The 14,069-nt window shown below is 65.8% G+C and carries 7 protein-coding genes and 1 other RNA gene; 4 read left to right on the forward strand and 4 right to left on the reverse strand.

What is annotated here, in order from left to right:
• Window positions 1-173: 173 nt before the first annotated feature.
• From RZV17_RS00630 to RZV17_RS00640, 3 genes are all read right to left on the reverse strand, one after another.
• Window positions 174-248: non-coding RNA, sX9 sRNA (locus RZV17_RS00630), on the reverse strand.
• Window positions 249-299: 51 nt separating this feature from the next.
• Window positions 300-722 carry a hypothetical protein gene (locus tag RZV17_RS00635; protein ID WP_104580293.1) on the reverse strand — a complete coding sequence of 141 codons (423 nt, stop codon included), beginning with the start codon at window positions 720-722 and terminating at the stop codon, window positions 300-302.
• Window positions 719-4,057, reverse strand: a complete 3,339-nt coding sequence (locus RZV17_RS00640) for a winged helix-turn-helix domain-containing protein (protein ID WP_355606328.1) — start codon at window positions 4,055-4,057, stop codon at window positions 719-721. Before RZV17_RS00640 ends, RZV17_RS00635 begins: the two co-directional genes overlap by 4 nt.
• 307 nt (window positions 4,058-4,364) lie before the next feature.
• Here RZV17_RS00640 and fabV point away from each other — a divergent pair, with 307 nt between their 5' ends.
• Window positions 4,365-5,573, forward strand: a complete 1,209-nt coding sequence (gene fabV / locus RZV17_RS00645; RefSeq protein WP_355606331.1) for an enoyl-ACP reductase FabV — start codon at window positions 4,365-4,367, stop codon at window positions 5,571-5,573.
• Window positions 5,574-6,028: 455 nt separating this feature from the next.
• Complete coding sequence (locus tag RZV17_RS00650; RefSeq protein ID WP_355606334.1) at window positions 6,029-6,310, forward strand: hypothetical protein; 282 nt, start codon at window positions 6,029-6,031, stop codon at window positions 6,308-6,310.
• Window positions 6,311-6,544: 234 nt separating this feature from the next.
• On the opposite strand, the gene RZV17_RS00655 is transcribed toward RZV17_RS00650, so the two are convergent.
• On the reverse strand, window positions 6,545-7,567 hold the full coding sequence (locus RZV17_RS00655) for a sugar kinase (protein ID WP_179453318.1): 1,023 nt from the start codon (window positions 7,565-7,567) through the stop codon (window positions 6,545-6,547).
• Window positions 7,568-7,852: 285 nt separating this feature from the next.
• Here RZV17_RS00655 and RZV17_RS00660 point away from each other — a divergent pair, with 285 nt between their 5' ends.
• Entirely contained in the window at window positions 7,853-10,621 is a 2,769-nt protein-coding gene (locus tag RZV17_RS00660; protein WP_047697536.1) for a TonB-dependent receptor, read from the forward strand.
• Between the two features lie 247 nt (window positions 10,622-10,868).
• A complete protein-coding gene (locus RZV17_RS00665; RefSeq protein WP_355606339.1) occupies window positions 10,869-14,069 on the forward strand; it encodes a TonB-dependent receptor in 3,201 nt (1,066 codons plus the stop codon).

Genomic DNA, 14,069 nt, shown 5'->3' on the forward strand with positions numbered 1-14,069 from the left:
CGGGCCAGGCGCGCCGCAGCTGCAACGCGCCTCTGCCCGTATATGCGATAGGCATCCATGCGTTTGGCCCGGCCCCGGCGCGCCTGCGGACTGGCTGTGACCGTCCCGCTCGGGCGAGCACCTATCCGCACACAAGCAGTGGCGCCAGCACTGCCGGGGACGCCTTGAGCGATGCCCCAAAAACCTAGCGAGCAGTCGTCAGGTGGGTGCGGCCGGCGCACAGGCATCGCAATGGACGCGTGGTGCATGCTGCGCCGAGCGCCGGCCGCGCCCGCCTGATGGTGAGCGCAGTCGTCTTGTTATCTGCCCTTATTGATTGGCGGTACTTCCTGCGGGTTGATCTTCGGGTCGTTGCCGACCTGGGGATCGCAACTGAACCAGACTTTGTTGCCCTTCTTGTCCGTGCGGGTTGGGTCTTCGACGATGATGGTCAGAAAGATCAACGTGGGGACGCTGTTGGCGTTGACGACTTCGACGCTGCGGCCGTCAGGGGCGATGACGGGGTCACCGATTTGTTTGAATGCATCGGTCGTCAGCAGGCTCTTGATGATGAAATGCTTCGGAACAACGTCTTCGTCGAAGTGATACGTCAACGTCGAGACACCGTCGTCCTTGTCGACAATCAGCAGGTCCGGAGCAAAGCTGTAGAAATATTCGCCAGCGCCTGTATTTCCTCCAAATCCCACCCGCGCCACCGTGAGCTTGATACTGAAATCCGTCATGACTTGTCCTGTTCCTTGAGAGGCGGGCCGTAGAAGGAGACAAACCCCGGGTGGCGGTAGCCCGCCTGGTACAGCCACCCGAGCTGTTGCGTAACGGCAGAGCGCTGGCCCAGATGCACGTGGGCGCGAATCCAGGGGTCGAGCAGGTTCTTGTCGCGGCTGTTGCCGCCATCCTCGCCGAGCAGCGTCACCACGCGCCGCCATGCTGCACGCGCGCCCTCGTGATTGCCGGTTGCCGCGCGGTGTTCGCCCTGCCAGACCAGTGCCAGGGCCAACGTCGAGATGGCCGACAGATCGTCGGGTTTGGCGCGATGCACCGCATCCACGCGCGCAACGATTCGATCGAGATCGCCTGCGTTGGCAGTGTGGATGCGGTGCAGGCGCATCTCGATGATGGCATCCAGCAACTGCCAGTCGGGCAGCGGCTGCGACTGTTGCAGCAGGCGGGTCATGGTGTGATGCGCCTGGCCAAGCTGCTGCCTGGCTTGATCGGAATGCCCATCCAACGCAGCGATCCAGCCGGCCTGCGCGTAGGCATGCCCCAGATCGCTGCGCCAGGTCTGGTTGTCCGGCTGCAGTGCGACCAACGGCTGCAGCATGCGCACGCTGTCCTGTGCGTCGCGTTGCGCCTGTAGCAGGTGGCCTTGCACCAACGCCAGATTGGAGACGCGGATCAGCGACACCGCCAGACGCCGTTGCCAGGCATGGGCATCCGGATCTGTCTCCACCAGCACGCGTAGCATCGCGATCTGGTCGCGGTAGCCCTGCTCGGCAGGCGCCAACAAGCCCTGGTTCTCCTGCGCCAGGCTCAGCCCCGACAAGCTGTCGATCAACTCGTAGCGCAGCGATGCGTTGTCCGGACTCCGTGCGATCAGTACACGCTTGAGCGCAATGTCGCGCGCAAAAAAACCGATTGCCGTCCAGGCATCGCCCTGCGCCATGGCCAGCATGCCGAGATTGTTGAGTGCGTACGACAGCTCCAGCTGCCAGCGAGGGTTATCCGGGGCGGTGCGCACCAGCCATTCACTGGTGGCCAGGTAGTGCGACCAATGCGTCCTCGCCAACGGAAACTGTTTGGCGCGATAGGCCATGCTCCCCAGCCAGAACGCCGCCTGCCCCATTTCCGCACGTGCCTCCAGCACGTCGGGCGCACGCAGACGCGCCTGTTCGGCGGTGGCGGCGGCACGCGTGAAAGCGGCCTGCGCCTCTTTCAGCTTGCCCTGATTCATCAACACCTCGCCGATGGTGCGCAGGGCGCGGGCGTGGTTGATCAGGTCGCCGGTGTGCATGCTCGCGCTAGGCAGATCTTCCAGATACCGCAGCGAACGGCTGCCCACGCTATCGAGCAATGTCAGGTTGCCCACGGTGCGCAACCGCTCGGCCAAGTCGCCCAGCATGTAGCCCACCAGCTGCTGCGCCTGGTCGCGGCGCTGTTCGGCCACCTGCTGGGCCTGGCGTGCCTGCCAGCCGAGCAGCAGCGAGGCGCTGGCCAGCACCACCAGCAATGCGGCGGCGGCGGCGTACAGGCCGCGGCGCTGGTGTTGCGCGCGTTCGCAGGCGCGCAGAAACGCCAGCTCCGACGCATCCAGGTCCTGCGGCATGCGCCGCGCCGCTTCGCGCGCTTCGCTCAGCGGGCGGCCGCTGTTGAGCAGGTGGTCGGTGCGGCGGCCTTCGGCGGCCCAGCGTTGCGCGGCCAGGTGCAGGCGTTTGCGTGCCTGCAGCAGGCGGCGGTTTTCATGGATCCACTCGGCCGCGCGCGGCCATTGCCGCAACACCGCTTCGTGCGTGACCGCAAAGCCCGGCTCGCCGGCCACCAGTTCGCTGACGAACAGCCGCGCATGCACGAACGCATCGACCAACACGCGTGCGCCGCTGCCGTGAGGCAATGCGGCCCACAGCGCACGCCGCGCGGTCACCGCATCGCTGTCGGGGTGGATCACGCTCAGCAACGTCAGCACCTCGCCGAGCGCGGCCTGCGCATCGGCCGGCAGTGCGCCGAAGGTGTGCTCGGCATGATGCGCCAGCGCGCCTTCCAGCCCGCCCAGGGCGCGGTACGCCGCAAAGGTCAGCAGGCCATCGGCGCTGCGTTGCGCGTGCAAGGCCTGCAGCAGGTGTTGCAGCAGCGGCAAGGCATCGGGCTGGCGCGCGGTGGCATCGCGCAGCACATCGTCCAGGTGGCTGGCACTATCGTGGTCTTCTTCGAAGCGCAGCCCCGCCATCGCGGCCGGCACGCGGATGATCTGGCCGATCTCGCCATCGAGTGGCGGCAACAGATCCACATGCCCGTCGCCGCGTTTGAGCTCGATGATGGCCGGCAATGCATCGATCAGGCGCGGATAGAAATCGCTGCGGGTGCCCATCAGCACGGCCACGTGCGCGCTGGCGCACAGTGCCTGCAAGGCCGTGGCCAGCGCAGCGCGATCGGCGTCGGTGATGCCGGGTGTGGCCACCATCGCTTCGGCGTGGTCGATCACCAGCAGCAGATGCCGCTGGCTCGGCACGCTGTCGCGCGCCGGGGCGCAGCGGCGCATGGCTTCCTCGATGGCCGCATGCAGCGGGGCGGGCTGCTGCAGCCACCCGGGCAGGTGTGCCGCCTGTGCCGGCGAGAACACCGCACGGTCGCCCGGCGCCCATTCGCCCAGTGCGCGCGCGAGCGTGTCCAGCACGTCGCCGCCGCGGCACTGCGCCAGGTTGCAATACGCCACCGCCACCGCTTCCAGCCCATCCAGCCCGCCGGGCTGGCACAGCAACGGCACCACGCCTGCCCGCAGCAACGAGGTCTTGCCGCAGCCGCTGGCGCCGCTCACCAGCACCAGCCCGCGCCGGCTGTGCAACTGCGCACGCACTGCGGCCGCCACCTGCGCAATGGCATGGCTACGCCCGAAAAACACCTGCGCATGTGCCGGGTCGAAGGCCTGCAGCCCCACGTACGGGCTGCCGTGGGCCCAGTGCTGGCTGCCCAGCACCGCGCCGCGATAATCCTGCGGAAACACCACCGTGGGCAGCAGGCGATAGCCGCGTTTGCGGATGGTTTCGATAAAATGCGGCTGGCGGCTGTCGTCGCCCAACTTGCGGCGCAGCTGGGCGATGGTCTTGTGCACCGGGTTGTCGCCGTAGAAGCTGCCGTGCCACACCTCGATCAGCAACTGCTCGGCACTGACCACTTCGCCGGCGCGCTCGGCCAGGGCGATCAGCACTTCCATCATGCGCGGTTCCAGCGTGATGGTCCGCCCGTCGTCGATCAGCGCCAGGCGCTCGGGTTCGACCAGCAACGGGCCCAGGCGGAACCGCGGAACGGAGCCCAGCTGCGTGACGCGCTCGCTACGAAGGGACATGCACTCGGACACCGGTCGCACAACTGGAAGGGGCCTTGACGATCGCCAACAGGCGCGGCCAGGCACGGCACGGCAGGGCCGAAAATACCACAGCCGTGACGGCCGCAATTGCCCAACGTCGCGCTTTATGCACTCTGCGTGCACGCAGCGCGCCGCCGGTGTGGCGCGGTCGGTGAAAGCGGCCAGAAGCCCCTGGCACCGCCGCCACGCGCGTCTCCATACAGCAGCGTGTGTTGTGCATCAGGCTGTTTCGCGCGCGTCACACGCACTAAGATGCCGCCAGCATCTTGCTGACCAGGAGTCCACGTTGATCATCCATCCCAAAGTGCGCGGTTTCATCTGCACCACCACGCATCCGCTTGGCTGCGAGCGCAATGTGCTCGAGCAGATCGCCGCCACGCGCGCGCGCGGCGTGCGTCACGACGGCCCAAAGAAGGTGCTGGTGATCGGCGCGTCCAGCGGTTACGGCCTGGCCTCGCGCATCACCGCCGCATTCGGCTTCGGCGCGGACACGCTGGGCGTGTTCTTCGAAAAGCCCGGCACCGCCACCAAGGCCGGTACCGCCGGCTGGTACAACTCGGCCGCGTTCGACAAGCATGCCAAGGCCGCCGGGCTGTATAGCAAGTCGATCAATGGCGATGCGTTCTCGGATGCGGCGCGCGAGAAGGTGATCGAGCTGATCAAGACCGAAATGGGCGGGCAGGTCGACCTGGTGGTGTATTCGCTGGCCTCGCCGGTGCGCAAGCTGCCGGGCAGCGGTGAAGTCAAGCGCTCGGCGCTCAAGCCGATCGGCAACACCTACACCGCCACCGCCATCGACACCAACAAGGACAGCATCATCCAGGCCTCGATCGAGCCGGCCAGCGCGCAGGAGATCGAGGACACCATCACCGTGATGGGCGGGCAGGATTGGGAACTGTGGATCGACGCGCTGGACGGCGCCGGCGTGCTCGCCGACGGCGCACGCAGCGTGGCCTTCAGCTACATCGGCACCGAGATCACCTGGCCGATCTACTGGCATGGCGCACTGGGCAAGGCCAAGGTGGATCTGGACCACACCGCGCAGCGCTTGAACGCGCGCCTGGCCCAGCGTGGCGGCGGCGCCAATGTGGCGGTGCTCAAGTCGGTGGTCACCCAGGCCAGCGCGGCCATCCCGGTGATGCCGCTGTACATCTCCATGGTCTACAAGATCATGAAGGAAAAGGGCCTGCACGAAGGCACCATCGAACAGCTCGACCGCCTGTTCCGCGAGCGCCTGTACCGCGAAGACGGCCAGCCGGCCGAGGTGGACGACGAGAACCGCCTGCGCCTGGACGACTGGGAACTGCGCGACGACGTGCAGGACGCCTGCAAGGCGCTGTGGCCGCAGGTCACCACCGAGAACCTGTTCCAGCTCACCGACTACGCCGGTTACAAGCACGAATTCCTCAAGCTGTTCGGCTTCGAACGCGACGATGTGGACTACGACGCCGATGTGGCGACGGATGTGACGTTCGATTGCATCGAGTTGGGGTGAGGAATCGGGAATCGGGAATGGGGAATCGCAAGAGCGTGGTTCCCTGATTCTTTGGCTTTCCGGGCGCATAGCGCGATAAAGAACGGCCGGCAGTGATGTCGGCTGTTTTTTTATTGGGGCCGGCAGTGGTGGTTGGCTCCGCGGCGCGATGTGGTATCGACGCGCGCTGATATGAGGCGCTGCTGCAGTGTTTGCGTCGCGGCGTCCGGTGAGTTGGTCGACGAACCTGTAACGCCGTCATTGGGTCAACGCGGCAGATGGCGCAACGTCGAGCGGCCGTACCCTCATCCGCCCTTCGGGCAGCTTCTCCCCCATAAAGGGGGACAATGTCCCGAGGGGAGAAGGATCGGTCCAGGTGCTCTGCGCAATCTCAAGCGCGGCACGCCGGCAGTGTGGGCGCGCACCACAACGCCGCCGCTCCAATCCTAACGATCACTCCCCAATCCCTGCACCCAATGGACAAACTCATCGCCCATCTCGTCCTGGCCTTTCTCGTCAGCATTGTCTGCGCAGCGCTGTTGCGCTTTGTGCGGCTGCATGGTGCTTTAAAGGCACTCGCCAATCTCGCAATCACCACGGCCGTGGTGTGCGCCGTGGTGATGCAGGACGGCTCGGCACCGCCGTGGCAGAACGCGCTGTTGATCGCCGCGTGTTTCAGCGTGCCGGCATCGCTCTGTGTGGTGCTGGTGAGTGCCGCAACGGCATGGGTCATCAACAAACGCCCCGAACGCCGTTAAGCGCTTTGCGGCGATTTGAAGGGGCAGCGGCGTACACCCCAGCGTGGCCTGACCGCCAAGCTGCAGCTTGATGAGCCGTTTCCAGCCGGATCACCCTGCGGAGCGATCAGTCTGTCCTACATCTCAACAAAGTCCGGGCCGGAGCGGTACTGCAAGGCGACGAGCAAACCGAAAGCCAGCGCCCTCACGCTCTTCCGATTCCCGATTCCCGATTCCCGATTCTCCACTCCCGATTCACCGCCGCACATCAAACCGCGCATCCCCCACGCACGCCTGCACCTCGGCCACCGACAACGGATTGAAATCGCCGGGGATCGAATGCTTCAAACAGCCAGCGGCCAGGCCGAAGCGCACCGTGTCCTCCAGCGGCCAGCCCTCGATCAAACCGTGCAGCACGCCGGCCGCAAACGCGTCGCCACCGCCGATGCGGTCGATGATGGGGGTCAGTTCCTCGCTGGGCGCGCGCGCCACCGCGCCTTCGCGCGGCACCAGCATCGCGCCCAGGCTGTGGTGGTCCACGTTGTGCGCCACGCGCTGGGTGCAGGCCATCAACTGCAGCTGCGGGAAGGCCGCAAACGCCTGCTGCGCGGCTGCCTCCACGCGCGCCTCCAGGGTGTCCTGCGGGAACTCGCCGCCCAGCACCACACCGATGTCGCGGTAATCGGCAAACACCACATCCGCACATTCGAAGAGCTGGTGCAGGATGCCGCGCGCATCGCCCTGCCAGCGCTGCCACAACTTGGGCCGGTAGTTGCCGTCGAACGACACCTTGACGCCGGCCGCACGTGCGGCGCGTGCCGCCGCCAGCGTGGCCTGTGCCACGTCCGCGCCCAGCGCCGGGCTCACCCCGGACAGATGCAGCCACTGCACGCCCTCCAGCAGCGCAGGCCAGTCGTAGGCATCGGCCGGTGCCAGCGCAAACGCCGAGTCGGCGCGGTCGTAGACCACCTCGCTGGGGCGGTGGATCGCACCGGTGGTCAAGAAGTACAGGCCCATGCGGCCGTCCACCCGCCGCACGTGGCGCGTGTCCACGTCGTGGCGGCGCAGCTCGCCCAGCACCGCCGCGCCCAGCGGGTTGTCCGCCACCGTGCTGACCATGGCCACCTCATGGCCGAAATGCGCCAGCGAGACGCCGACATTGGCCTCCGCACCACCGCAGTGCACGTCCAGCCGAGGCTGCTGCAACAGCAGCGCGTGGCCAGGCGCCCCCAGGCGCAGCAACAACTCTCCAAAACACAGGATGCGGGTTCGACTCATGCGGCAATACCTCGGCTGTGTGGTGCGTCACGGGGTGGGGGACCCGCAGCGCGTTACGATGACCATCGGTGTCATTCTAGCCCTCCCGGAACACGGCGGGTGAGACCCACTATGCGACACGGCGTGACGGCTTGCGCCCCATTTAGGCGAAATCCGGACGCATTTCTGCTGCGCTGCAAGATGTTGAACGACGATTCAGCTGGTAACGTCGTTTTGACCAGCGGTGTCATTGCCGCTCACACCCCCGCATTTCACATTGTTCATGGACCCTTGGGAGGGGAGGACATGCAATTTCGGACCACCAGCCGGAAGACACCGGTTACCTTGCTGGCACTGTCGATCGGCCTGGCGCTGAGCGGCCACGCCGCCGCACAAGACGCCGCCGCCCCACCTGCCGAGCCCGCCGTGGACCTGGACACCGTCACGGTGACCGGCTACCGCGCCAGCGTGGAAAAGGCCCTGGACATCAAGCGTGGCGAAGCCGGCGTGGTCGATGCCATCGTCGCCGAGGACATCGGCAAGTTTCCCGACCTCAACCTGGCCGAATCGCTGCAGCGCATCCCCGGCGTGGTGATCACCCGTGAGGCCGGCGAAGGCCGCGCCATTTCGGTGCGTGGCCTGGGCCCGGAGTTCACCCGCGTGCGCATCAACGGCATGGAAGCGCTCACCACCGTGGGCGCCGGCGACCAGAGCGGCGGCACCAACCGCGGCCGCGGCTTCGACTTCAACGTGTTCGCCTCGGACCTGTTCTCGCAGCTGATCGCGCGCAAGACCGCCTCGGCCGACGTGGAAGAAGGCTCGCTGGGCGCCACCGTCGACCTGCGCACCGCGCGTCCGTTCGACTACAACGGCTTCACCTTCGCCGCCAGCAGCCAGGCGGCCTATAACGCCATGGCCGAGAAGGCCAACCCGCGCGTGGCCGGGTTGATCGCCAACACCTGGGCCGACAACACCTTCGGCGCCTTGCTGTCGGTGGCCTACACCGAGCGCGAGGTGCTGGAAGAAGGCGCCAACACCGGCCGCTGGGCCAATGGCCCCAGCAATGGCGGGTTCAGCGCCACCTCGCCGTTCGCCGCCGCGCGCTCGGCCGATGTCTACCACCCGCGCTTCCCGCGCTACACCCAGCAGATCCACGACCAGCAGCGTCTGGGCGTCACCGGCTCGCTGCAGTGGAAGCCGTCCGATCGCACCACGCTGTCGCTGGATGCGCTGTATTCCAAGATCGACGCCAAGCGCGACGAGCACTACATCGAGGCGATCTCCTTCAGCCGCGGCGGCAATGCGCGCCCCGTGCTCGTCGGCAAGCCGGCCACCGTCGTGCGCAACGGCGAGATCCGCAACAACGCGCTGGTCTATGGCGAATTCGACAACGTCGACATCCGCTCGGAAAACCGCCACGACGAGTGGAACACCGAGTTCAAGCAGATCAGCTTCGATGTGGAGCACCGCTTCAACGATGCCTTCAGCGTCAATGCCCGCGTTGGTACCTCGCGCTCTGCGCACGAGAACCCGGTGCAGACCACCATCATCATGGACAAGTACGACGTCGACGGGTACAGCTACGACTACCGTGGCAACAGCCGCGCGCCGGTGCTGAACTACGGCATCGACCCGACCAACCCCAATGGTTGGGAGCTGGCCGAAATCCGCCTGCGTCCGCAGTCGGTGGACAACGACTTCGACACCGGCCAGATCGACTTCAACTGGAACATCAGCCCCGGCTTCCGCCTCAAGGGCGGCGTGCTGGCCAAGAACTACAGCTTCAGCACCGTCGAACTGCGCCGCGCCAACGAACTGGCCGTGCCCACCTTCGCCAATGGCACGCGCATCGTGCCGGCCGACCTCAACGAACAGGCCGGGCTCAAGGGCATCAACGGCAGCCCGGCGGCGTGGGTGGTGCCCAACCTGGATGCGGTGGCCAACCAGTTCGGCATCTACAGCAACAGCGGCACCTTCGCCGTGGCCCCGCGCGTCAACAACAGCCGCAGCGTGGAAGAAAAAGACCGCGGCGTGTGGTTGATGGGCGAGTTCTCCACCGACCTGGGCTCCATTCCGCTGTCGGGTAACTTCGGCGTGCGCTACGTGGAGACCGAGCAGGAATCCACCGGCTTTGCGCTGATCAACAACGCACCGGCGCTGACCACGGTGGGCCGCAAGTACAGCAACACGCTGCCCTCGTTCAACCTGGTGGCCGAGCTGGCTCCGGACCTGTTGCTGCGTCTTGGCGCCGCCAAGGTGATGTCGCGTCCCGGCCTGGGCAGCCTTACCCCCGGCGTAACCGTGGCAGTGGCCGGCGGTGCGCGCACCGTGGCCGGCGGCAACCCGGACCTGGACCCGATCGAAGCCACCAACGTCGACCTCGGCCTGGAGTGGTACTTCAACGAAGGCGCCATGCTCGGCGTCGGCGTGTTCTACAAGGACATCGAGAGCTTCATCCAGACCGCGCGCGAAGTGCGTCCGTATTCCAGCAGCGGCCTGCCGGCCGAATTGCTGGAAGGCACCGGCGCCACCGTCAACGACGACTTCGCCTTCAGCATCCCGCTCAACACCCCGGGCGGCGAACTGAAGGGCGTGGAAGCCAACTACACCCAGCCCTTCACCTTCCTGCCGGGCAAGTGGGCCAACCTGGGCGTGCAGCTCAACTACACCTGGGTCGATTCGCAGATCCAGTACCTGGCCAGCAGCGGCGCGCCGGTGATGAAGAACGACCTGCTCGGCCTGTCGCGCTCGTCGTGGAACGCCACGCTGTTCTACGAAGGCGACATGTTCGCCGGCCGCGTCTCGGCCACCAACCGCGACGACTACCTCACCCAGGCACCGGGTGCGGAAGCCGGCTTCAACGTCGACGGCGTGCACGGCATGACCGGCACCACCATGCTCGACGCCTCGCTGCGCTACAAGATCAGCAAGCAGCTGGAGCTGAGCCTGGAAGGCATCAACCTCACCAACGAAGCCTCCGACGAGTGGGTGTCGTCGCCGCGCACCGGCCAGTTGCCGCTGCAATACGCCGAAACCGGCCGGCAGTACCTGCTGGGCCTGCGCTACAAGTTCTGAGTGTCGCCCGCCCGCTGCGCACATGCGCAGCGGGCCTCTTTCAACGCCTGATCGCGCTTGCGTCTGCGCCCACCCGAGGTGGGCGTCTGCAACGCGGTGGGCGTGCTCTTTCTAGCCGCTGCCGCACCACGCGCACGCTATCGCATGAGGCCTGCCGTGTCGCCGGCGGCGCACCTCGATTCGACGCCGCGGGCCTGTGGGGAGGCTGCATGCGTCTTTGCAGCAGTGCCACCGGAGTGAGTGCATCATGCAAGTCCGTTCGCGTCGTTCCGCCGCATTGGCGGCCGCCCGCCTGCCCACCGCGCGTCTGTCGGTGGCCATTGTCCTGGCACTGCACGCAGCCGCAGCCGTGGCGCAGACCGCCCCCGCGCCGACCACCGATGCGGTGGATCTGGACCGCGTGCAGGTCAAGGCCACCTACCGCGAAAGCCTGCAGCAATCGCTGGATGCCAAGCGCTACAGCGTGGAGCAGGTGGATGCCATCTACGCCGAAGACATCGGCAAGTTTCCGGATCTGAACCTGGCCGAATCGATGCAGCGCATCGCCGGTGTCTCCATCGACCGCGAAGGCGGCGAGGGCAAGCAGATCTCCGTGCGTGGCCTGGGTTCGGACTTCACCCGCGTGCGCATCAACGGCCTGGAAGCCTTAGCCACCGCCGGCAGCGGCAGCGATGGCGTCAACCGCAGCCGCGGCTTCGACTTCAATACCTTTGCCTCCGAACTCTTCAGCCGCGTCACCATCAGCAAGACCCAGTCGGCGCAGATGGACGAAGGCTCATTGGGCGCCACGGTCGACCTGCGCGGCTCGCGCCCGTTCGATTTCGACGGCTTCGAAGCGGCCGCATCAACGCAGTACGGCTACAACGATCTCTCGCGGGAAAAAGATCCGCGTTTCTCCGGTTTGATCAGCAATATCTGGGCCGATGGCCGCGTCGGCGCGTTGATGTCGGTGTCGTATAGCGAGCGCCACCTGCGCGAAGAAGGCTACAACCCGGTGCGCTGGGAGCACGGCAACTACCGCAACTCCAACCAGAGCACCGCCACCAACAACGGCACTTACGGCTTCTGTTCGCCGGTGGGCTACAACCCGCAGACCCCGCGCAACCCGCTGGCCAATGAAACGCGCGCTGGCGTCGGTTCGCAGGCCAACCAGGACCGCAACAACGGCTGGGGCAGCTACGGCATCAGCGCCACCAATTGCGGCACCGGCATCCCGCGCCCGGCCAACACGCCGGAGAACATCCAGGCCTACGAAACCGCCACCAACGCCTGGATTCCGCGCTACCCGCGCTACATCCGCACCGATCATGAAATCAAGCGGCTGGGCGTCACCGGCGCACTGCAATTCAAGGTCAGCGACGACACGCTGCTGAACTTCGACATGCTGTATTCCAAGCTGGACAAGGACCAGCGCGAAGATTCGGTCGGCGCCAACCTGCACCGCACCGCCAACTTCGGCGGCAAGACCCAGATCGCCGTGCGCGAGGCGCAGGTGGACGACCAGAACCGCCTCACCTACGGCGTGTTCGACAACGTCGATTTCCGCACCGAGTCCAGCAACATCGAAGAATCCACCGAGTTCAAGCAATTCAGCCTGGACCTGCAGCACCGCTTCAACGACCAGGTGCGCGTCAACGCATTGGTCGGCCACTCGACCTCGGACTACGAACGCCCCGAGTTTTCGATGGTGAGTTTCGACAACACCAATCTGGACGGCTTCGTGCTCGACCGCCGCAATGGGGGCGACTACCCCAGCATGAGCTTCCCGTTCGACGCGGGTAACCCCAACAACTGGCAGTGGCTGGGCTATGGCGCGGTACCGGTCAACAGCAACGGCACCGCGCGCGGCACCAACATCAGCGAAGTGCGGCTCAACCCGCAGACGGTGGGCAACACCTTCGACACCGCCAAGGTGGATCTGGAATTCAACATCAGCCCCACCTTCACCTTTCGCACCGGCCTGGCCTACAAGAACTACGACATGGACACGTCGGAGTCGCGCAACATCTCTTACGGGCGACTGGCGCAAGCGTTGCCGGCCGGCGTGGGCGTGGGTGACCTGAGTACCAATCTGGACGGCTTCGGCCGCAGCTTGAACGGCAGCTTCCCCACCACCTGGGTGATCCCGGATTTCCAGAAGGTCGCCGACCTGCTCAACATCAATTGCAACTGCGATACCGGCGTGCCCGGTGGCGACTACCGCCTGGCCGATGTCGGCCACTTCGGCTCGTCCAACAACAATTTCGCGGTCAACGAAAAGAGCCTGGGCACCTACCTGCAGCTGGACTTCAACACCGACCTGTGGGGCCGCGCGCTGCGCGGCAACCTAGGCGTGCGCTATGTGCAGACGCAGATTGCCGCCAGTGGCTATGCGCCGTGCACGGCGACTGCTGCCGGCGCCATCTCGCCCAACTGCGAATCGTTCTTCGGCGTGGCCAGCGCCACTGCCGCAGCCGGCGAGCGCCTGCTGGTGCCCACCACCGTCAACCATAACTACCGCGATGTGCTGCCGTCGTTGAACCTGTCGTGGGATGTCAGCGACGAAGTGGTGCTGCGCTTCGGCGCGGCCAAGACCATGGCGCGCCCCACGCTGGCGTACCTGTCGCCCAGCGTCAGCGGCGGCCCCACCCAGTTCTTCGACGACGGGCGCTTCTTCTCGATCAACCTGGGCAACCCCAAGCTCGACCCGTTCCGCTCCACCAACTACGACCTCAGCGCCGAATGGTATTTCCGCGAAGGCTCGCTGTTGTCGGCGGCGGTGTTCTACAAGGACATCGACAGCTACGTGCAGCGCACCCGCGTGCTCAGCACCTGGGAAGCGATGGGCTATTCGCTGGATCTGCTGCCTGCAGGCTTTACGCCGGACACCATCTTCAATGTGCAGAGCTACTTCAACACCCCCGGCGGCCCGCTCAAGGGCTTCGAGCTGACCTACCAGCAGGCCTTCGACTTCCTGCCCGGCTTCTGGCGCAACTTCGGCATCCAGCTCAACTACACCCAGGTCGATTCCAAGATCAATTACCTGTTCAGTACCGCCGGCAACAGCAACAGCAACACCAGCATCACCACCACCGCCACCGAGCGCGACCTGCTCAACCTCTCGCCGCAGTCCTACAACGCCACCGTCTATTACGACGACGGCCGCTTCAGTGCGCGCGTGTCCACCAGCTACCGCGATGGCTACATCAACAACATCCTGGCTCAGGAAGACGTCTACGACCTGGACGGACGTCGCCTGGCCACCGCCGATGTCACCGGCAAATACAGCGTTGAAAACGTCGACTTCAACATGTCCTACAAGCTCAACGACCACATCTCGCTGACCTTCGAGGCGATCAACCTGCTCGACACCCCCGACCGCCGCTACGTCGATTCCACGCTGGAACTGCCCGACAAGTACACCGTGACCGGGCGTCAGTACTACATCGGCGCGCGCTACAAGTTCTGA

The organism is Xanthomonas cannabis (genome assembly GCF_040616535.1).
In the GTDB taxonomy this organism is placed as follows: Bacteria; Pseudomonadota; Gammaproteobacteria; order Xanthomonadales; family Xanthomonadaceae; genus Xanthomonas; species Xanthomonas cannabis.